Raw genomic sequence first — 17,769 nt, forward strand, 5'->3', positions numbered from 1 at the left:
CCAAACCGGTCTGGCTGAAGTTCTGCGGATCTTTGACGATTTTGTAGCTTCGGCCGTTAACGGTGTAATCCTTCATCGTGGAAGGATTGAACGGTTCATAGCGCGGCTCCGCCCCGCCGATCTCTTCCACCGGGCCGTTGTAAACCGTCGGCGCAGGCGCGGGCCTCGCCTGTTCCATCTCGGTGCTACAACCAGACAACAGCAGACCGAGTGTGACAATCCCTAGCCAATTCTTACGCATTGCCCACCTCTATAAGCTTTTGGATAACATTTTGCGGTGAGTATGTATCGACATGACGATACCGAATCCCGCCATCAAGACCACCAGAGCCGATCCGCCATAGCTGACCAATGGCAGCGGTACACCGACCACGGGCAGAATACCACTGACCATGCCGATGTTGACGAAAACGTAGACAAAGAAGATTAGCATCAAACCGCCGACCATGACGCGGCCGAAGGAATTCTGTGCGTTGGCGGCGATCACCAGACCGCGCATAATCAGGAACAGATAAAGCGTCAGCAGAATCAGCACGCCAATCAGGCCAAGCTCTTCCGCCAACACGGCAAAAATGAAGTCGGTATGGCGTTCCGGCAGGAATTCCAACTGCGACTGCGTGCCCTGCAACCAGCCCTTGCCGGAAAGGCCGCCAGAACCAATGGCGATTTTGGACTGGATAATATGATAACCCGCACCCAAGGGATCGGTCTCCGGGTCCAACAGCATCATTACCCTGTCTCGCTGATAATCGTGCATGAGGAAAAACCAAAGAATGGGGATGAAGGCGGCCAGCAGTAAGGCGGCGAAGCCAATCAGTCGCCAGCTCATACCCGCGAGAAAGAGAACGAACAGGCCCGATGCGCAGATCAAAATCGACGTCCCCAGATCAGGCTGCGCCGCTACCAGCAGCGTAGGCACGAAAATCAGGGTTAGCGCTATGGCGGTATTTTTCAGGGAAGGAGGACACATATCGCGGTTGATATAGCGCGATACCATCAGCGGAACCGCGATTTTGGCGATCTCGGACGGCTGGAACCGGACCACGCCCAGATCCAACCAGCGCTGCGCGCCTTTACTAATCTGGCCGAAGACGTCCACTAATACCAACAGGATCACGCATACGACATATAAGTAAGGCGCCCAGCCTTCGTACACACGGGGCGGGATCTGAGCCATGATGATCATCACAATCAGGCCGAGTATGCATTGAGCGACTTTGCGCTCCATCATATCAATGTTCTGCCCGCTGGCGCTCCACATGACAATCAGGCTGTAGGAGAGCAGCGCCAGTACGCAGAGAAGAAACGGGAGATCAATATGGATCTTGGTCCAGATTGAGCCTTTTTGTTGGCTGTCGGTCATGAATTTGCCTACTCAGTTTCACTGCCGGGAGGCGCGGGGGGCGCGACCGGGAGATTGACGTTGTTGTCGCCCAAAATAATATGGTCGAGGATCTGGCGCACGATTGTCCCGACCGCGGGTCCGGCGCCGCCGTTTTCCAAAATAATGGTCATGGCCACTTTCGGGTCATTGTACGGGGCGAAGGCAACCATGAGCTTGTGGTCGCGCAGCCGTTCAGCAATTTTATGAGCGTTATAGGTCTCGTTTTCCTTCAGGCCGAATACCTGCGCCGTACCGGACTTGGCCGCGATTTTGTACGGCGAGTCCGCAAAGGTTTTGTGCGCAGTGCCGTTGGCGCGGTTGGCGACGCCATACATGCCGTCTTTGACCAGTTCCCAATAGCCCGAGTGAATATCGCCAATCTGCGTATGCTCTTGCTGGGCGAAAGGCACTTTGACGCCGTGCTCCTGCGTACTGGCGAGCAGGTGCGGCGTTTTAACCTGACCGTCGTTGATCAGAGTCGTCAACGCTTTCAGCATTTGGATGGGCGTGGCGGTCCAGTAGCCCTGACCAATACCGACCGGGATGGTATCACCCTGATACCAGGGCTTTTTATATCGCCGCATCTTCCAGTCTCGCGTCGGCATAATTCCGGCGCGCTCTTCAGACAAATCGATACCGGTATAGTCGCCGTAACCGAATTTCGTCATCCACTCAGACAGGCGATCGATGCCCAAGTCGTAGGCGACCTGGTAGAAATAGGTATCCGCCGACTCTTCCAGCGCTTTGGTCAGATTGAGCCGTCCGTGTCCCCATTTTTTCCAGTCGCGGAAGCGTTTTTCCGACCCTGGAAGCTGCCACCAGCCAGGGTCGAACAGCGAAGTATTGGGCGTAATGACGCCTGCCGTCAGCGCGGAAACCGCGATATAGGGTTTTACGGTCGACGCCGGCGGATAGACGCCTTGCGTGGCACGGTTAATCAGCGGGCGGTTGGGGTCGTTGAGCAGCGTGCGATAATCTTTGCCTGAAATGCCGTCGACAAACAGGTTTGGGTTGTAGCTGGGCGTGGATACCATCGCCAAAAGACCGCCGTCGCGCGGATCGGTGACGATGACCGCAGCGCGACTGCCTTCCAGCAGTTTTTCGATGTAAATCTGCAAATTCAGATCCAGCGTCAGATAGACATCTTTTCCAGCCTGCGGCGGCTGTTCGTGCAGCTGGCGAATGACGCGTCCACGGTTATTGACTTCAACCTCTTCATAGCCCGGTCTGCCGTGCAGCAGGTCTTCGTAGTAGCGTTCTATGCCGAGTTTGCCGATATCGTGCGTTGCCGCGTAGTCCGCCAGCTTGTCCTCTTTCGCCAGCCGGTCGAGATCACGGTCGTTGATTTTGGATACGTAGCCGATAACGTGGGTCAGCGCGGAACCGTAGGGATAATAGCGACGCTGGTAGCCTTTGACTTCAACGCCGGGGAAGCGATATTGGTTCACCGCAAAGCGCGCGACCTGCACATCGGACAGGCCGGTTTTCACCGCGATAGAGGTGAAACGGCGCGAACGCTTGCGCTCTTTGCGGAAAGCATCCAGGTCTTCGTCGGTGAGATCGGCGATGGGCTTCAGTGCGTCCAGCGTAGCTTCAAGGTTATTGACCTTTTCAGGGATTAGCTCTAGCTGGTAGATGGTCCGGTTCAGGGCCAGGGGCGTGCCGTTGCGGTCATAGATAATGCCACGGCTGGGCGCGATAGGGACCAACTTGATGCGGTTTTCGTTGGAGCGGGTGCGGTAGTCGTCAAAGCGTGAAATCTGTAGATGATACAGATTGACAACGAGGATGCCGATCAGCAGCAGAATGCCCAAAAACGCCACCAGCGCGCGGCGTACAAACAGGGCCGACTCAGCCGTATAATCACGAAAAGGTTTACGCTCTATGTTCATCCGGCAGGATCAGTTCTGATAGTTCATAGTATCGCCTTACTCCCGGTGGTAAGGATGGTTAGCCGTAATACTCCAGGCCCGGTACAGGCTCTCTGCCACCAGTACGCGCACCAGTGGGTGGGGCAGCGTCAATGGGGACAGTGACCAGCTCTGTTCGGCCGCCGTTTTGCATTGCGGCGACAGGCCTTCCGGCCCGCCAATCAGCAAACTCACGTTGCGCCCGTCCAGTTTCCAACGTTCCAGCTGTTGGGCCAGCTGCGGGGTTTCCCACGGTGAGCCGGGAATATCCAGCGTCACAATCAGGTTGCCTTTCCCCACGGCGGCCAGCATTTGTTCGCCCTCTCGCTCAAGAATGCGGCGAATATCGGCGTTTTTGCCCCGTTTCCCGGCAGGAACCTCCACCAGTTCCAGTGGCATATCCTTCGGAAAACGGTGCAGATAATCGCTAAAGCCGGTCTGCACCCAGTCGGGCATTTTGGTGCCCACGGCGACCAGTTGCAGTTTCATATCAACTCCAGAGCTTTTCCAGTTCGTACAGCTGACGGCTGTCTTCCTGCATGACATGGACAATCACGTCGCCCAGGTCGACAACAACCCAGTCAGCCAGCGCTTCGCCCTCTATGCCCAGCGGGAGCAGACCAGCGGCGCGAGATTCTTGCACGACGTGGTCGGCGATGGACGCGACGTGGCGGCTAGAAGTTCCGGTACAGATGATCATGCAGTCTGTGATGCTGGACTTCTTGGTGACGTCCAACGCCACGATGTCCTGACCTTTCAGGTCGTCGATTTTATCAATAACGAAGTCTTGGAGTGCTTGGCCTTGCAAATGTTCCCCCTGGGGTAATGTTAATCAGCCTGAGCTTGATGGGCGGAGCGATGTCGCTTTCAGCATGCGCGCAAAAGCGTGGCGAGTCTGCCGGGGCAGGCGGGTTGCCTGCCGTTTGAACCAGCGGCGGAGTATACCATGCAGTCATGTTGAGTGGTATAAAGCCGTCGCTATCGGTACAGCCCGTGTGTATCTATATAATTCAGCACGGGGGCGGGCAAAAGGTCGCTGCAGTCGCGCCCCTGTTGCCTGCGCTGACGAATTTCAGTAGCGGAAATGGGCAGCAGCGGAGTGTTCGCCAGATAGATTAACCCGTGCGGATGCTGGTGCAACCGGCTAACCTCGGTAGTGTGACGGGACGTCAGCCATTGCTGTAATTCAGGGGTTTCCAGCGTGCGGCTATAGCCTGGGCGGGCGCATACCAGCAGGTGGCAATAGGACAGAATTTCCTGCCAGCGGTGCCAGCGATGCAGCGTGAGCAGCGAATCCTGACCGATGATAAACGCCAGCGGTGTCGTCGGACCGGCTTCCCGTCTTAACGCTTCCAATGTCTCAATCGTGTACGAAGGCGTTTCCCGCCGTAGTTCACGGTCATCGATGCGGAAAAGCGGGTTATTCGCGATCGCCAGCGCGGCCATCTCTTTACGCTGACGGGCGTCGGCTTCAGGTTGTTCGCGGTGTGGGGGGACATTATTGGGCAGCAGGACGACCTGCTGCAATCCGACTTCAGCCGCCAGTGCGGCCACGGGGCGCAGGTGGCCGAAGTGAATCGGGTCGAACGTCCCGCCGAAGTAGGCGGTCAGTTCGCTAGTGGTATCCGGGATCGGCAAATCAGTAGACCTCAATCAAACTATCGGGCAGGGCTTTTCCACACAAGATCATCGCCAGTGTCTCTAATTCTGCCCAAATAGGCTGGCCGTAATTCTGTTTCAGGGTGATTTCCAGTCTGGCGAGCAGGGTGATGGCCTGCTGTAGCTGTTCCAACGACAGGCGCTGCAAGGCCTGCGTTATCAGGGAACGGCGGTTTTGCCAGATTTTATGTTGGTCGAACAAGGTACGCAGTGGAGTGGCGACCATCTGCCGTTTCAACTGTAGCAGCAGCAATAGTTCACGCTGCACGGTTCGCAGTAAAATGACGGGCTCGCACTCTTCCAAACGTAGCTGGTGCAGGATGTGCCAGGCGCGTTTGCTTTTTCCCGCCAGGAGCGCGTCCAGCCAATGAAATGGCGAAAAATGCGCGGCATCGCTGACGGCCTGTTCAACGCGGGGCAGCGGCAATTTGCCGTCGGGGTAGAGCAACGATAGACGTTCCAGTGCCTGGGACAAGGCCAGCAGGTTGCCTTCATAGCAGTAGCAGAGCAACTGGCAGGCCGGCTCATCCAGTTCCAGCTTCATACTCTTGGCGCGTTGCATAACCCAGCGCGGCAGTTGCTCCTGTTCGGGCGTCATGCAGGGCACGTAGATGCTTTTTTGCGACAAGGCTTTGAACCAGGCGCTGTTCTCCTGGGCGCGGGTGAGCTTGGCGCCGCGCAAAATCAGCAGAATGTCAGGATGGAGTAATCCGGCGAGTTTCACCAGCTGTTCGCCTATCGGCGCCCCAGGACCGGAGTCTGGCAGCGTCAGCGACAATATCTGTCGTGATGAGAATAGACTTAGCGCCTGACAGGCGCCGAAGATGGCGTCCCAGTCAGTCGTGTTATCCAGCGTAAACCGGAATTGTTCATTAAAATCTTGCTGTTGAGCGGTACGGCTGATGTGATCCTGACTTTCCTGCAGTAGCAGCGGATCGTTGCCGAACAGCAGATAACAACCGCGCAGCCCCTCTCGGAGCTGCGCGGCGAGTTGCTCAGGATAAATCCGGGTCATGAACGTGCAGGCACGGCAGGAGCAGGGGACGTCGTTTCCTTCTCCTGCTGGGCGTTTTTGCTTACCTTCACGGTCAGCAGGTTTCGCACCAATTGTTGGGCGGCCTGTACGCGCATTTCCTGGAGGATAATATCCTGCTCGGCGTCTTTGGCGAGCGCCGTGAGCGGGTTATCAAAGAAGGTGCGGAAAACTTTGACGCTGATCGGGTAGATGTCGTCTCCCGGCATCAGCACCTGTGCTTTCAGCTCCATGACAAACTGATACTCAGCGGCTTTACCATCCTGGAAAACAGACGCGGTGCTGCGTGTCAGCGTGGTGTTAAGCACGCGCAGGGACGGAATGTCCTGACGTTTGGAGTTCTCAACGATGTTCACATCGTTGAGACGAAGCTGTTCGCGCACCGCGCGCGTCATCGGCCCATACGGGTCTGAGCTATCCAGAATCAGATTATGCAACTGATGCGGCACCTGAGTCGTGCCGCGCAGATGAAAACCGCAACCAGCGGTAATAAGTACCGCCAGTCCCAGCAACAACGTCAAAAGTGGGTGTCGCACAAGTTCCTCCTCGCCTTAACCCACAACCAGGTTAAGCAGTTTTCCAGGGACGTAAATCACTTTCCGCACGGTCACGCCATCAAGATACTTGGCAACCAGCGGTTCTTCTGCAGCGCGTTCACGAACTTGCTGCTCGTTGGCGTCGGCCGCAACGGTAATTTTGCCGCGGACTTTGCCGTTGACCTGAATGACGACCAGCTTCGAGTCTTCAACCATAGCCTGTTCATCCGCCACCGGCCACGGCGCGTTATCGATATCGCTTTCGCCGTGCAGCTCTTGCCACAGCGTGAAGCAAATATGCGGGGTGAACGGATACAGCATGCGGACGACGGCTTGCAGCGTTTCCTGAGTCAGGGCGCGATCCTGGTCACTGTCCTGGGAAGCCTTCGCCAGCTTGTTCATCAGTTCCATGATAGCGGCAATGGCGGTATTGAACGTCTGACGACGACCAATATCGTCAGTGACCTTGGCGATGGTTTTGTGCAGATCGCGACGCAGGGACTTCTGACCGTCCGTCAATTTCGCCACGTCGAGCGGCTGTACCGCACCTTTGGCGGTGTGATCCAGAACCTGTTTCCATACGCGTTTCAGGAAGCGGTTAGCGCCTTCAACGCCGGATTCCTGCCACTCAAGCGTCATTTCTGCGGGGGAAGCGAACATCATAAACAGACGTACGGTATCCGCGCCGTATTTTTCCACCATGACCTGCGGGTCGATGCCGTTATTTTTCGATTTCGACATTTTGCTCATGCCGGCATAAATCACTTCGCGGCCTTCGGCGTCGAAGGCTTTCACAATACGGCCTTTCTCATCGCGCTCAACGGTCACGTCGGCCGGAGAGATCCACACGCGCTCGCCGTTTTTGCCGACGTAGTAGAAGGCGTCCGCCAACACCATCCCCTGACACAGCAGGCGCTTAGCAGGTTCGTCGGAGTTGACCAGACCGGCGTCGCGCAGCAGTTTGTGGAAGAAACGGAAATACATCAGATGCATGATGGCGTGTTCGATGCCGCCAACATACTGGTCGACCGGCAGCCAGTAGTTGGCCGCGGCGGGATCCAGCATGCCTTCGTCGAACTGCGGGCAGGTGTAGCGCGCATAGTACCAGGACGATTCCATGAAGGTATCGAAGGTATCGGTTTCACGCAGCGCTGGCTGGCCGTTGACCGTGGTTTTCGCCCATTCAGGATCGGCTTTGATCGGGCTGGTGATGCCGTCCATGACCACATCTTCGGGCAATTTGACCGGCAGCTGATCTTCAGGCGTCGGTATGACCGTGCCGTCTTCCAGCGTGACCATTGGGATCGGTGCGCCCCAGTAACGCTGACGGGAAACGCCCCAGTCGCGCAGCCGGTAATTGACCTTGCGCTGTCCGACGCCTTTTTCAACCAGCGTGTCGGCGATGGCTTTGAAGGCTTCATCGTAATCAAGACCGTCGAATTCGCCGGAGTTGAACAGGCGGCCTTTCTCCGTCAGCGCCTGAGCGGACAGGTCGACGTCTTGGCCTTCCGCGGCCTGAATCACCTGTTTGATCGGCAGACCGTATTTGGTGGCGAACTCCCAGTCGCGTTGGTCGTGAGCCGGTACGGCCATGACTGCGCCGGTGCCGTATTCCATCAGCACAAAGTTCGCGATCCATACCGGTACTTTTTCGCCGTTCAGTGGGTGAATGGCGTACAGCCCGGTCGCCATGCCTTTTTTCTCCATCGTCGCCATGTCGGCTTCGGCCACTTTGGTATTGCGGCACTCTTCGATGAAGTCATTCAGCGCAGGATTTTTTTCTGCGGCCAGCAGAGATAAAGGATGCCCTGCGGCGACGGCGACATAGGTCACGCCCATGAAGGTATCGGGGCGCGTCGTGTAAACCGTCATCTGGCGATCGCTGTCCGCGATGTCGAAGGTAATTTCGACGCCTTCGGAACGGCCGATCCAGTTACGTTGCATGGTTTTCACCTGCTCCGGCCAGCTTTCCAGCGTATCCAGATCGTTCAGCAGTTGGTCCGCGTAGTCAGTGATTTTGATGAACCACTGTGGGATTTCTTTGCGTTCCACCTTGCTGTCACAGCGCCAGCAGCAGCCGTCGATGACCTGTTCATTAGCCAGTACGGTTTGATCGTTCGGGCACCAGTTGACGGCGGACGTTTTCTTATAGACCAGGCCCTTTTCGTACAGCTTGGTGAAGAACCACTGTTCCCAACGGTAATAGTCAGGTTTGCAGGTGGCGATCTCGCGATCCCAGTCGTAACCGAAGCCCAGCAGTTTCAGCTGGTTCTTCATGTATTCGATGTTGTCGTAGGTCCAGGGAGCGGGAGCGGTTTTATTTTTAACCGCCGCGCCTTCCGCCGGCAGACCAAAGGCGTCCCAGCCGATAGGCTGTAGCACGTTTTTACCGAGCATGCGCTGATAGCGTGAGATGACATCGCCGATGGTGTAGTTACGGACGTGTCCCATATGGAGTCGGCCAGAAGGGTAAGGCAGCATGGAAAGGCAATAGTATTTTTCCTTGCTGGAGTCTTCGGTCACTTTGAAGGTTTGTTTTTCTTGCCAGTGAAGCTGGACTTGCGCTTCTATTTCATCTGGGCGGTATTGCTCATGCATGGCTGCCAGTGGTCCTTTGGGTAGTGATAATGGCTACGTTTGTAGCCCATTGTGCATACTAAAAGATCCGCATAGCATAGCTGATAAGCGTCTTGGGCAACAACACCTTGAGGCCGTCCGGGGCGGATTTATGCCGTAGTCGTTCATCAGCGACGGTTCGTTCGCGCTTCCGATGGCGGCGAAAAGGCGGGGGAAGCTCAGAGCGTGACCCGGCCTGCGGTTCGCTCAGGAAAATCATCTACACTGAAACCATCCTGAGTGCTGATATCACCAGGGGGTCGCCCTGCGGCAAAAAGGGTGGCGCATGCCTCATTCCACCCGGTTTGTTGAGGAGTCGTAATGAAGACAGTCAGTCGTTACTACCAGACGTTAATGTCGGATATCACCGCGCGTTTACATGGCGGAGAGCGTGATATGGCGAAGCTTATCGATCATGCGCGCCGCCGTATTGCAGAGGATAACGCCTTGACGGAGCAGGAAGGCGAACAGATCCTTAAGGCAATCCGGCGCGATCTCGCTGAGTTCGCACGTAGCTATGAGGAGAGCCGGGACGAAATCACCGACAGCGTTTTTATGCGCGTCATCAAGGAAAGCCTGTGGCAGGAGCTGGCGGACATCACAGACAAAACGCAGTTGGAGTGGAGGGAGATGTTTCAGGACGTCAACCACCACGGCGTCTATCACAGCGGCGAGGTGGTCGGGTTAGGTAACCTGGTGTGCGAAAACTGCCACTACCACCTGACTTTTTATACCCCGGAGGTACTGCCGCGCTGCCCGAAATGTTCGCACGACCAATTTCATCGCCAGCCTTTCCAGCCCTAGCGAGAACGTCGCACTCTCGGGGTTTCCGGCGTTCATTCCCACGGTCACCATTGATGTAAAAAATCCCGGCATCGGTTGCCGGGATTTTGGGATCACAATGCTGACGTTGTGCAGTGATGCACTGCGCTGAACTCGAATATTAGTGCAGGATTTTCGCCAGAAAGTCTTTAGCGCGTTCGGACTTGGGATTCGTGAAGAAGTCCTCTTTGCGGGTGTCTTCGACAATCTTGCCCTCGTCCATGAAAATGACCCGGTGCGCCACTTTGCGAGCGAAGCCCATTTCGTGGGTCACGACCATCATAGTCATTCCTTCTTGCGCCAGTTCGACCATCACGTCCAGCACTTCATTAATCATTTCCGGGTCAAGCGCCGAAGTTGGTTCGTCGAACAGCATCGCGATGGGGTCCATGCACAGCGCACGGGCGATAGCCACACGCTGCTGCTGGCCGCCGGAAAGCTGTCCCGGATATTTGTCCGCGTGCGCGGAGAGACCGACGCGATCCAGCAGCTTTTTGGCCTTTTCACGGGCAGGATCACGCTCACGCTTGAGCACCTTGACCTGCGCCAGGGTGAGGTTATCGATGATCGATAAATGCGGAAATAGCTCAAAATGCTGGAACACCATGCCGACTTTAGAGCGCAGCTGGGCCAGATTGGTGCGCTTGTCGTTAACGGCGATGCCATTAACTTCAATTTGCCCTTCCTGAATGGGCTCGAGTCCATTAACGGTTTTGATGAGGGTCGATTTACCGGAGCCGGAAGGGCCGCAAACGACGACTACCTCACCTTTTTTGACTTCTGTGGAGCAGTCGGTAAGTACCTGAAATTGACCGTACCACTTAGAAACATTTTTCAGGGAAATCATCAAACCGTCCTTTTCTTCAGATAATTAACCAGCATTGATGCGCAGATGCTGATAATAAAATAAACAAACCCGGCAAACAGAATCATCTCGACCTGAGTTCCGTCGCGCTCACCGATGCTGGAGGCGGTGCGGAAGAAATCAGCCAGACTGAGTACGTACACCAGAGAGGTGTCCTGAAATAGGACAATACCCTGAGTCAGCAGTAGCGGAACCATTGCCCGGAAAGCTTGAGGCAGTATCACCAGTCTCATGGACTGCCAGTGTGTCATGCCCAGCGCCAATGCGGCGGAAGCCTGTCCGCGCGCGATACTCTGAATCCCGGCGCGGATGATCTCAGAGTAGTAGGCCGCCTCAAACAGGGAGAAGGCTACCATAGCCGAAACTAGCCGAATATCGGTTTTCGGCGACAGCCCAAGCACATTTTGTAAAAAGCTTGGCACAATCAGGTAAAACCACAGCAGTACCATGACTAACGGTACGGAACGAAACAAGTTTACGTACAGTTTGGCAAACCAGCTGATGGGTTTGAACGAAGACAGCCGCATGACGGCGAGAAGGGTTCCCCAGAGAATACCGAAAATAACGGCAATCACCGTAATTTTAATCGTGACGCCAAGGCCTTGCAGCAGGTAAGGCAGGCTGGGAGCGATCGAGCTCCAATCGAATTCATACATTGTTATTTGCTCCCCATATTGCCCGGCAAACGGGTTTTTCGTTCAACGACCTGCATCAGCAACATGATGATGGCGTTGATGGCGATATAGGCCAGCGTAATCGCCGTGAAAGACTCATAGGCGTGCGCGGAATAGTCGAGCAGTTTGCCCGCCTGCGCGGCCATGTCGACCAGACCGATCGTCGAGGCTATCGCAGAATTTTTGACCAGATTGAGCATCTCTGACGTCAATGGCGGAACGATAACGCGATAGGCGTTGGGCAAGAGCACGTAGCGGTAGGTCTGCGGCAGCGTCAGGCCAATCGCCAGACCGGCGGCTCTCTGGCCTCGGGGCAGAGACTGAATGCCGGCGCGAACCTGTTCGCAGACACGTGCGGCCGTGAACATACCGAGGCAGATCATGGACGACAGGAAAAACTGAATATTCGGATCCAGCTCCGCTTTGAACCACATGCCAAGTTCGACCGGCAGCAGTTCGGGAACCACGAGATACCAGATGAAGAACTGGACGATAAGCGGGACGTTACGAAACAGCTCCACGTAACAGGTGCCGATGCCAGAGATGAAACGATTGGGCGCGGTACGAATAATCCCCAGCAGCGAACCCAGCAAGAATGCGATGACCCAGGCGCACAGGGACAGTGAGACGGTCACTTGTAGGCCGGAAATAATCCATCCAAGGTAAGTGGTATTACCAAATGGAGCGGATTGCAGGAAAATACCCCAATTCCAATCTGTTGACATAAAAAACTCCGGTAAAAAGGGTAGCCGTCTAGGCTACCCGAAGACTTGTGAACGGTCTGGAGCTCAAGCCAGGGAGCGACTGACCCGAGCCCGTCAGCATGTTCGCAAATCAGCAATCAAAATGCCTGAACCATTATCTTGTGAGCGCTGAGCTTAAAAGGCTTTGTCGTTGGGTGCTTTGAACAAGGCTTTCATATCGTCAGACAGTTCGAAGTTCAGGTTCAGATTGCGCGGCGGAATCGGCTGCTTGAACCAGGTATCAAACCATTTTTCGGCCTCACCTGACGTCTGGATCTGGGCGATGGTTTCGTCGACCAGGGCTTTGAATTGCGGATCGTCTTTACGCATCATGCAGCCATAGGCTTCTTTGGACTGCGGTTGCCCAAGAATGACCCACTGATTTTGATTTTTTGACTTGGCGCGTTCGCCCGCCAGCAGAGCATCATCCATCATAAAGGCTACCGCCCGGCCGCTTTCCAGCGTGCGGAAGGAGTCACCGTGGTCTTTCGCGCTGATGATGCGCATCTTCATTTTCTTCTCGTCGTTCATCTTGTTCAGCAGCACTTCAGAGGTGGTTCCGGAGGTCACCACGACGGTTTTGCCGGCCAAGTCCGGGAAATCCTTGATGCCGGAATCCACTTTGGTCATCAGACGGGTGCCGATGATGAAGATGGTGTTGGAGAAGTCGGCCTGTTTCTGACGCTCCAGGTTATTAGTGGTGGAACCGCACTCCAGATCGTAAGTGCCGTTTTGCAGCAGCGGGATTCGGTTCTGCGCGGTGATAGGAAGCAGTTTGACCTGAAGGTTTGGCGCCCCAATTTTCTTTTTGACGGCTTCAACGATCCTGTCTGAATAGGCTTCGGAATAACCCACGACTTTCTGTTGATTGTCGTAATAAGAGAAAGGAACGGAAGATTCGCGGTGTCCGATAACGATGACCCCGTTGTCTTTCACTTTCTTCAATGTGCCGGTCAGCTCTTCCGCATGAGCCAGACTGCCTGCCGCCGTACCTGCCAGAAGTAGTGAAAGTGCCAGTTTACGCAATTGCATGTGCTAACTCCTTTGCTGTAGTGATGGCGCTAATCAATGAGTGGCGCTTTGCGGGTGCACCGCGAAAGCGCAAATAAACAACTACATCGTTAAAAAAAGCCAACTGTTAACAATCTGAGCCCGTTATGTCTCTTTTTGAGAGTTGAACTGCACTAAATTGCAGCACTTGGTCGGCTTGGCACTACTTTGGTGCTATCGCTGCCCCGAATTCGTGCTGCGTGGGATCAGACACGCTTAAAAGACGCCAGGTTGGCCGCGTCGCATAGGTTTTAGCAATTAATATGCCAGGAGTTAAAAAGGGCATGCTTAGCATGCCCTTTCTTATTCACGATGTCCGATAACGGGGGGAGGGTCAGCGGCGGCGGGGGGAGAGTATGGCGCAGAAGCCGAAGATGGCTGTCAGCGCCCATAGCGGCCACGCGCCCCAACGTGCGTAAGGCGTCATGCCGGTCGCCGGGGTGACGGAGGTTTCCAGCACTTCACGCGTGAACTGCGGCAGGGAGGCGCTGACGTCGCCATTCGGCGTGACGACGGCCGTAATGCCGTTGTTCGTGCTGCGCAGCAACGGTCGGCCAAGTTCCAGCGCACGCATTCTCGCCATCTGTAAGTGCTGCCACGGCCCAATGGAGTGACCAAACCACGCATCGTTCGAGATGGTGAGCAGCATATCGGTATTTTCCCGGAAATTGTCACGCACCTGCTGACCCAGAATAATCTCGTAGCAAATCGTGGCCGTAAGCCGGTAGCCGCTCACTTCCAGCTGCGGCTGCACATAGTTGCCGCGACTAAATGACGACATCGGCAGATCGAACAGCGGCGCCAACGGGCGTAGCAGGGTCTCCAGCGGTACAAACTCGCCGAAAGGCACCAAGTGGTGCTTGTTGTAGCGGTTGCTGGTGGGGTAGTGGTAAGGCTGCTTGTCACCCAGAACGATGATGCTGTTGTAATAGTCCGCGTCGTTGTCTTTCGGACGGACGTCGACGATGCCGGTGATCAGGCTGCTATGGCGCTCAAGCAGCGCGCGATCGACCAGATTCAAATACGCCTGCTGGCGGGATTCTATGTCGGGAATCGCCGACTCCGGCCAAATGATGATCGGCGCTTTTCCCATCGCGGGCAGACTGCTGTCCAGATAGATTTTTAGCGTGTTCAGCAGCTCGTCCGGATCCCATTTCAGCGACTGGGGAATGTTGCCTTGCACCAGCGCGACGTTGACCGCGCGATCCGGCTCCAGTTTGAACCAGGCGACGCCTCGCAATGGCCACGGCAGCAGAAGCATGGCCGCGGCGATGATCACCGGCAGCCAATGGCGGATCGTGATGGCAAAGGTCAGTAACCCACTGACGATCATCAGCACAAACGTGACGGCGTCTACGCCGAGAATCGGCGCCAGCCCCTTTAAGGGACCGTCGATTTGGCTATAGCCGAACTGGAGCCACGGAAAGCCGGTCAGCACCCAGCCGCGCAGGAACTCGGTCAGCTGCCAGAGCGCGGGCGCGGCGATAGCGACGCGCCACAGGTTTGCCTTAGGCCAAAAACGGGCCAGGACGCCGGCAAACAGCATCGGGTACAGCGCCAGATAGAGCGCCAGCAGAACAACCAGACCCACGTTAATGGGGCCCGGCATACCGCCGAAATTGGCGATGCTGACATACACCCACTGTACGCCGCTGATGAATAGCCCGAAGCCCCACGCAAAACCAACGGCGGCAGACTGACGGACGCTACGGCCCAGCGTCAGCGCCTGTAAACCGAAGAGGGAGAGCAGGGCGGCGGGCCAGATATCAAAAGGGGAAAATGCCAGCGTGCCGCTGGCGCCGAATAAAAGCGCCAGCAGAATCCGGCTCTGCTGGCGTTGTAACAGGGAAGCAACAGTCATAGCTGACTAGTTTTCCAATATGGGTTGCGGAGCGTGGTCAGGTATTCTGACGTGGACTTGAATAATCCGGCGGCTGTCCGCCATGGCGACTTTAAATTGGTAGCCGTCCAGCTCGATGGTTTCCCCCCGAGCCGGCAGATGACCGAATGCCTGCATAATCAGACCGCCGATGGTGTCTACCTCTTCGTCGCTGAATTGGGTGGAGAAGGACTCGTTGAAGTCTTCAATCGGCGTCAGCGCCCGGACGGTATATGTCTGGCGGGTCAAATGGCGGATGTCGCGATCTTCCTCATCATCGTATTCATCTTCGATCTCCCCGACGATGAGTTCCAGAATGTCTTCAATCGTGACCAGCCCGGAAACACCGCCGAATTCGTCGATGACGATAGCCATGTGATAGCGCAACGAGCGGAATTCATTCAGCATACGGTCGACGCGTTTGCTTTCCGGTACGACGACGGCAGGGCGCAGGACTTTGTCCATACTAAACGGTTCGGAATCGCTGCGCATGAACGGCAGCAAATCCTTGGCCATCAGAATCCCTTCGATGTGATCTTTATCTTCGCTGATGACCGGGAAGCGGGAGTGGGCGGACTCGATAATCACGTCCAGGCACTCTTCAAGCGTTTGATTGTGCTTCAGGGTAATCATCTGCGAACGCGGGATCATGATATCCCGTACTCGCTGTTCAGCGATATCCATTACCCCTTCCAGCATGTCGCGGGTTTCCGGGTCGATGAGATCGTTTTGTTCCGAATCACGAATCAGCGTGAGCAGGTCGTTACGATCTTTGGGTTCACCGTGAAAAAGCTGGTTGAGAATAAGAGAAAAGAAGCCTTTTTTGGGGCTGGGGTTATCGCTGTTGGAAGAATGGTCGTCGCTCATGGCGTATCTGTTTACGTCTCTCAGTTTAGGGAAAGAAAACCAGCGGGGAAACGGTCGTGTTAAGCCGCCGCTGGCATATAGCTGTGTAAGATACCGAATTTAACGCAACTCGGTAACCGTTTATTTTTCTGCCAGATAGGGATCGGCGTACCCCATCCCTTTCATGATCTCGGTTTCCAGCGATTCCATCTCTTCGGCCTCGCTGTCTTCAATGTGGTCGTAGCCCAGCAGATGCAGGCAGCCGTGTACCACCATATGCGCCCAGTGCTCTTCCGATGTCTTTTCCTGTTCGGCCGCTTCCTGTTCGACGACCTGACGGCAAATGATGAGGTCGCCCAGCAGAGGCAGTTCTACTTCGGGCGGTGCTTCGAACGGGAAGGAGAGCACGTTGGTGGGCTTGTCTTTACCGCGATAGGTGTGGTTCAGCTCATGGCTTTCCGCCTCATCGACGATGCGGATAGTGACCTCCGACTCGGCCTGAAACTGCGGTAGCACCGTATCCAGCCAGCGCTGGAAATGAGCCTCTGAGGGCAGACCGCTGCTGTTTTCACAGGCGATCTGCAGATCGAGAATGACCTGACTCATTTGTGCTCCTGCCCCGCGGCTTGCAGCGCTTCGCGTTTACGCTGTTCGGCTAGCGCATCTTTTCGCTTTTGCTCCGCCGTTTCCCAGGCCTCATAGGCGTTGACGATACGAGCGACCACCGGATGGCGCACCACGTCTTCACTGTGGAAGAAGTTGAAACTGATTTCTTCGACGTCTGACAGCACTTCAATTGCGTGCCGCAGCCCGGATTTCTGGTTGCGCGGCAGGTCGATCTGCGTCACGTCGCCGGTGATGACGGCTTTCGAATTGAAGCCGATACGCGTCAGGAACATCTTCATCTGTTCGATCGTGGTGTTCTGACTTTCATCCAGAATGATGAAGGCATCGTTGAGCGTGCGACCGCGCATATAAGCAAGCGGAGCGACTTCAATCACATTGCGTTCAATCAGTTTCTCGACTTTTTCGAAGCCCAGCATTTCGAACAAAGCGTCATACAGCGGGCGCAGATACGGGTCGACTTTCTGGCTTAGGTCACCCGGCAGGAAGCCCAGTTTTTCACCGGCTTCCACCGCCGGACGGGTCAGCAAAATTCGGCGGATTTCCTGGCGCTCCAGCGCATCGACGGCGGCGGCGACCGCCAGATAGGTTTTCCCGGTACCGGCCGGGCCCACGCCAAACGAGATATCGTGGTCAAGAATATGGGCGATATACTGCGCCTGATTCGGCGTACGTGGTTTGATGACGCCGCGTTTAGTGCGAATGTTCACCGCTTTGCCGAATTCAGGCACGCTGTCGGCAGATTGCTCCAGGACGCCGGACTCTTTGATCGCCAGATGGATCTGTTCTGGATCAATATCTTGGCTCGCACCTTTCATCGGCGCGGTATCAACGTACAGATGCAGCAGGATATCGGCGGCCGCCTTAACGCAAAGTTCGGTACCGACTAATTTGAATTGATTATCGCGTCGGTTGATTTCAATGCCCAGGCGTCGTTCTAACTGTTTGATGTTGTCATCAAACGGGCCGCACAGGCTGAGTAAACGTTTATTGTCCGCGGGTTCGAGGGTGATCTCTTTGGTCGTTACGTTCAAATTATTCCTCTTGGTATTTAACCGGAAAATGGACGGATTGAGACGGGAGTCCCGTCGACTGGCGATCGTTAGCTATGCATGAATAACCATGATT

17 protein-coding genes and 1 pseudogene are annotated in these 17,769 nt (G+C 55.5%); 1 reads left to right on the forward strand and 17 read right to left on the reverse strand.

Annotated elements, in window-relative coordinates; genetic code table 11:
* The 9 genes and pseudogenes from AU511_RS10295 to leuS form a co-directional block, all read right to left on the reverse strand.
* A pseudogene (locus AU511_RS10295) lies at positions 1-241 on the reverse strand (endolytic peptidoglycan transglycosylase RlpA); the annotation flags it as partial.
* Positions 242-250: 9 nt separating this feature from the next.
* A complete protein-coding gene (gene mrdB / locus AU511_RS10300) occupies positions 251-1,363 on the reverse strand; it encodes a peptidoglycan glycosyltransferase MrdB (protein WP_094099634.1) in 1,113 nt (370 codons plus the stop codon).
* A gap of 8 nt (positions 1,364-1,371) precedes the next feature.
* The gene (gene mrdA, locus AU511_RS10305; protein ID WP_094099635.1) at positions 1,372-3,276 is read right to left on the reverse strand and encodes a peptidoglycan DD-transpeptidase MrdA; all 1,905 of its coding nucleotides are present in this window, start codon (positions 3,274-3,276) and stop codon (positions 1,372-1,374) included.
* Positions 3,277-3,312: 36 nt separating this feature from the next.
* Positions 3,313-3,783, reverse strand: coding sequence for a 23S rRNA (pseudouridine(1915)-N(3))-methyltransferase RlmH (gene rlmH, locus AU511_RS10310; protein WP_094109596.1), 471 nt, complete (start codon positions 3,781-3,783; stop codon positions 3,313-3,315).
* Position 3,784: 1 nt separating this feature from the next.
* Positions 3,785-4,102, reverse strand: a complete 318-nt coding sequence (rsfS, locus tag AU511_RS10315) for a ribosome silencing factor (RefSeq protein WP_094109597.1) — start codon at positions 4,100-4,102, stop codon at positions 3,785-3,787.
* A 170-nt stretch (positions 4,103-4,272) separates the two neighbouring features.
* On the reverse strand, positions 4,273-4,947 hold the full coding sequence (gene nadD, locus AU511_RS10320; RefSeq protein WP_420843446.1) for a nicotinate-nucleotide adenylyltransferase: 675 nt from the start codon (positions 4,945-4,947) through the stop codon (positions 4,273-4,275).
* Positions 4,934-5,968 (reverse strand): DNA polymerase III subunit delta, encoded by a 1,035-nt coding sequence (holA, locus tag AU511_RS10325; protein WP_094099639.1) that lies wholly within the window; start codon positions 5,966-5,968, stop codon positions 4,934-4,936. Before holA ends, nadD begins: the two co-directional genes overlap by 14 nt.
* Positions 5,965-6,522: an LPS assembly lipoprotein LptE gene (gene lptE, locus AU511_RS10330; protein WP_094099640.1), complete on the reverse strand. Its 558-nt coding sequence runs from the start codon at positions 6,520-6,522 to the stop codon at positions 5,965-5,967. The genes holA and lptE overlap by 4 nt, the downstream gene beginning before the upstream one ends.
* A 15-nt stretch (positions 6,523-6,537) precedes the next feature.
* A complete protein-coding gene (leuS, locus tag AU511_RS10335; protein ID WP_094099641.1) occupies positions 6,538-9,120 on the reverse strand; it encodes a leucine--tRNA ligase in 2,583 nt (860 codons plus the stop codon).
* Between the two features lie 339 nt (positions 9,121-9,459).
* Here leuS and AU511_RS10345 point away from each other — a divergent pair, with 339 nt between their 5' ends.
* On the forward strand, positions 9,460-9,942 hold the full coding sequence (locus AU511_RS10345) for a zinc ribbon-containing protein (protein WP_094099643.1): 483 nt from the start codon (positions 9,460-9,462) through the stop codon (positions 9,940-9,942).
* A gap of 139 nt (positions 9,943-10,081) precedes the next feature.
* On the opposite strand, the gene AU511_RS10350 is transcribed toward AU511_RS10345, so the two are convergent.
* The 8 genes from AU511_RS10350 to AU511_RS10385 all read right to left on the reverse strand — a co-directional run bounded on the left by AU511_RS10350 (position 10,082) and on the right by AU511_RS10385 (position 17,675).
* Positions 10,082-10,807 (reverse strand): amino acid ABC transporter ATP-binding protein, encoded by a 726-nt coding sequence (locus AU511_RS10350; RefSeq protein WP_094109599.1) that lies wholly within the window; start codon positions 10,805-10,807, stop codon positions 10,082-10,084.
* Positions 10,807-11,481 carry a glutamate/aspartate ABC transporter permease GltK gene (gltK, locus tag AU511_RS10355; RefSeq protein WP_026738939.1) on the reverse strand — a complete coding sequence of 225 codons (675 nt, stop codon included), beginning with the start codon at positions 11,479-11,481 and terminating at the stop codon, positions 10,807-10,809. Before gltK ends, AU511_RS10350 begins: the two co-directional genes overlap by 1 nt.
* Positions 11,482-11,483: 2 nt before the next feature.
* Positions 11,484-12,224 carry an amino acid ABC transporter permease gene (locus AU511_RS10360; protein ID WP_094109600.1) on the reverse strand — a complete coding sequence of 247 codons (741 nt, stop codon included), beginning with the start codon at positions 12,222-12,224 and terminating at the stop codon, positions 11,484-11,486.
* 153 nt (positions 12,225-12,377) lie between these two features.
* Positions 12,378-13,274: a glutamate/aspartate ABC transporter substrate-binding protein gene (locus tag AU511_RS10365; RefSeq protein WP_094109601.1), complete on the reverse strand. Its 897-nt coding sequence runs from the start codon at positions 13,272-13,274 to the stop codon at positions 12,378-12,380.
* A gap of 352 nt (positions 13,275-13,626) precedes the next feature.
* Positions 13,627-15,153, reverse strand: a complete 1,527-nt coding sequence (lnt, locus tag AU511_RS10370; RefSeq protein ID WP_094109602.1) for an apolipoprotein N-acyltransferase — start codon at positions 15,151-15,153, stop codon at positions 13,627-13,629.
* Positions 15,154-15,159: 6 nt separating this feature from the next.
* Positions 15,160-16,038, reverse strand: coding sequence for a CNNM family magnesium/cobalt transport protein CorC (gene corC / locus AU511_RS10375; protein WP_094109603.1), 879 nt, complete (start codon positions 16,036-16,038; stop codon positions 15,160-15,162).
* A 120-nt stretch (positions 16,039-16,158) separates the two neighbouring features.
* Positions 16,159-16,623: an rRNA maturation RNase YbeY gene (gene ybeY, locus AU511_RS10380; protein WP_094099648.1), complete on the reverse strand. Its 465-nt coding sequence runs from the start codon at positions 16,621-16,623 to the stop codon at positions 16,159-16,161.
* On the reverse strand, positions 16,620-17,675 hold the full coding sequence (locus AU511_RS10385; RefSeq protein ID WP_094109604.1) for a PhoH family protein: 1,056 nt from the start codon (positions 17,673-17,675) through the stop codon (positions 16,620-16,622). Before AU511_RS10385 ends, ybeY begins: the two co-directional genes overlap by 4 nt.
* Positions 17,676-17,769 lie beyond the last annotated feature (94 nt).

This window comes from Lonsdalea iberica (assembly GCF_002111585.1).
Classification (GTDB): Bacteria; Pseudomonadota; Gammaproteobacteria; order Enterobacterales; family Enterobacteriaceae; genus Lonsdalea; species Lonsdalea iberica.

What these genes read in the sequence shown, in the direction of transcription:
- mrdB (WP_094099634.1), bottom strand. Translation starts at nt 1,363, where the DNA reads ATGACCGACAGCCAACAAAAAGGCTCAATCTGGACCAAGATCCATATT.
- mrdA (WP_094099635.1), bottom strand. Translation starts at nt 3,276, where the DNA reads ATGAACATAGAGCGTAAACCTTTTCGTGATTATACGGCTGAGTCGGCC.
- rlmH (WP_094109596.1), bottom strand. Translation starts at nt 3,783, where the DNA reads ATGAAACTGCAACTGGTCGCCGTGGGCACCAAAATGCCCGACTGGGTG.
- holA (WP_094099639.1), bottom strand. Translation starts at nt 5,968, where the DNA reads ATGACCCGGATTTATCCTGAGCAACTCGCCGCGCAGCTCCGAGAGGGG.
- leuS (WP_094099641.1), bottom strand. Translation starts at nt 9,120, where the DNA reads ATGCATGAGCAATACCGCCCAGATGAAATAGAAGCGCAAGTCCAGCTT.
- AU511_RS10345 (WP_094099643.1), top strand. Translation starts at nt 9,460, where the DNA reads ATGAAGACAGTCAGTCGTTACTACCAGACGTTAATGTCGGATATCACC.
- AU511_RS10350 (WP_094109599.1), bottom strand. Translation starts at nt 10,807, where the DNA reads ATGATTTCCCTGAAAAATGTTTCTAAGTGGTACGGTCAATTTCAGGTA.
- gltK (WP_026738939.1), bottom strand. Translation starts at nt 11,481, where the DNA reads ATGTATGAATTCGATTGGAGCTCGATCGCTCCCAGCCTGCCTTACCTG.
- AU511_RS10360 (WP_094109600.1), bottom strand. Translation starts at nt 12,224, where the DNA reads ATGTCAACAGATTGGAATTGGGGTATTTTCCTGCAATCCGCTCCATTT.
- AU511_RS10365 (WP_094109601.1), bottom strand. Translation starts at nt 13,274, where the DNA reads ATGCAATTGCGTAAACTGGCACTTTCACTACTTCTGGCAGGTACGGCG.
- lnt (WP_094109602.1), bottom strand. Translation starts at nt 15,153, where the DNA reads ATGACTGTTGCTTCCCTGTTACAACGCCAGCAGAGCCGGATTCTGCTG.
- corC (WP_094109603.1), bottom strand. Translation starts at nt 16,038, where the DNA reads ATGAGCGACGACCATTCTTCCAACAGCGATAACCCCAGCCCCAAAAAA.
- ybeY (WP_094099648.1), bottom strand. Translation starts at nt 16,623, where the DNA reads ATGAGTCAGGTCATTCTCGATCTGCAGATCGCCTGTGAAAACAGCAGC.